The organism is Streptomyces otsuchiensis, assembly GCF_004305975.1.
Classification (GTDB): Bacteria; Actinomycetota; Actinomycetes; order Streptomycetales; family Streptomycetaceae; genus Streptomyces; species Streptomyces otsuchiensis.
Map to the genome: position 1 here is coordinate 1 of NZ_BHZI01000565.1, position 861 is coordinate 861.

General features: G+C 71.8%; 1 protein-coding gene. It reads right to left on the reverse strand.

Features of this window, described 5'->3' with window-relative positions; translation table 11 throughout:
- Window positions 1–96: 96 nt before the first annotated feature.
- On the reverse strand, window positions 97–756 hold the full coding sequence (locus E0D90_RS25860) for a papain-like cysteine peptidase (protein ID WP_130800327.1): 660 nt from the start codon (window positions 754–756) through the stop codon (window positions 97–99).
- Between the last annotated feature and the right edge of the window lie 105 nt (window positions 757–861).

Sequence of the window (861 nt, forward strand, 5' to 3'; positions counted from 1 at the left end):
GGTTCGGGGGTGGGGCGGGGCTCGGGCACGGTGCTCTCAATCGAACGGGCTTTCACAGCAGGGCAGTTGAGCGGGACAGTGGTGAGGGTTCGCGGATCAGGGCCGGGGCCACAGCACGGCGGGGTCGAGTGCGTCGAAGGCGGCGTCCCAGGCCGCGTCGTCGCCCTCCCAGCGGCCGGGGACCAGCGGCACGGTTCCCCAGGCGATGCCGGGAGGCAGCTGGGCCGCGTCCGCCGGTACGGTGCGCCGCAGCCACAGCAGGGCGAAACGGTGGCCCGGGTACTGGGTGGCGATGGCCGCGCGCAGCCTCCGCAGGTCTGCGGCGTCGTGCTCGTCGAAGGCGTCGTTGCGGATGTACAGGACGCGGCGGTCGGAGTTGGCGAGGCTGCGGAACCGCTCGGCGAGGTAGGTGAACTTCGCTCGGACCGCGTCGATTTGGCGTTCGATGTCGGCTTCGCTCAAACCCTTGGGCCCGGAGGCGGCGAACTCGTGGAAGAAGCGGATGTCGGAGCCGCGGTCGAGGGCGAAGAGGCCGTCTCCGAAGGGCTCGGTCAGCCCGGGGCGCAGCACGTTGGTGAAGTCCGCTTCGATCGTCTCGATCACGGCCTCCAGGTCGAGGTCGAGCCAGTCGAAGTACGCGGCGCGTTCGTTGCCCGTGACGCGCCGGATCTGGTGGGTCACCTCGCAGTGGTAGCCGAGGCCGACGCAGTCGTCGAAGGGCCGGGGGCGGGCGGTGGTCGATGGGGTCGGCTGCATTCCGGGCTCCTTCGGGAACGCGTCGGGGCACGCGCGCACGCCCCGACGCGCCGTCGAGAAGGCCGATACGACAGGGGCACGGGGGTGCGCGGTGCGGGGGTGCGG

Bases quoted from the DNA above. Each gene is read 5' to 3' on its own strand.
- E0D90_RS25860 (WP_130800327.1), bottom strand. From the start codon at position 756: ATGCAGCCGACCCCATCGACCACCGCCCGCCCCCGGCCCTTCGACGAC.